We start from the raw sequence: 621 nt of genomic DNA, 5'->3' as shown, positions 1-621 counted from the left end.
TACAGGCGCATCACGCAGCAACGCCCGAGCAATCGCTACACGTTGGCGCTGACCACCAGATAAGCTCGCGCCGTTTTCGCCGATCATGGTATCTAAACCATTTTCCATCTTATTGATGAATTCCATTGCGTGAGCCAGCTTCGCTGCACGCTCTATATCATTGCGTTGGTACTTATCTTCCGTCGCGTAAGCAATGTTGTTTGCTATGGTGTCATTGAAAAGATGTACGTTTTGCGAAACCAAAGCAAACTGCTCACGCAAGTTCTTCAATTCATAGTCACGAATATCACGGCCATCTAATGTAATCGAGCCACTGTCCACGTCATAAAAACGGTTAAACAAGTTCGCAATGGTACTTTTACCTGAACCTGAACGCCCCACTAGAGCGACCGTTTTACCTCTTGGAATATCAAAACTGACATGCTCTAGAGCCGGCTTTTCTGAACCTACATACGTGAAGCTGACGTCTTTCACAGATACATCACCCTTCGCGCGCTCAACCGTGTATTTACCTTCGTTTTTCTCTGGTTCTAAATCGATCAGAGCAAACAAAGTTTGGCTTGCTGCCATACCACGTTGGAATTGAGAAGTTACGTTTGTCAGTGCTTTAAGTGGGCGCAT

The 621-nt window shown here is 46.1% G+C and carries 1 protein-coding gene; it reads right to left on the bottom strand.

The features are described from left to right. The coding region (locus R7Z49_RS25980) for an ATP-binding cassette domain-containing protein (RefSeq protein ID WP_318112555.1) at window positions 1-621 on the bottom strand (621 nt) is incomplete at both ends.

The sequence above is a fragment of the Vibrio sp. 1562 genome (assembly GCF_033340155.1).
Lineage (GTDB): Bacteria > Pseudomonadota > Gammaproteobacteria > Enterobacterales > Vibrionaceae > Vibrio > Vibrio alginolyticus.
Note: the sequence above shows the minus strand (reverse complement) of the source record. Positions and strands in the feature narration are given on the sequence as shown.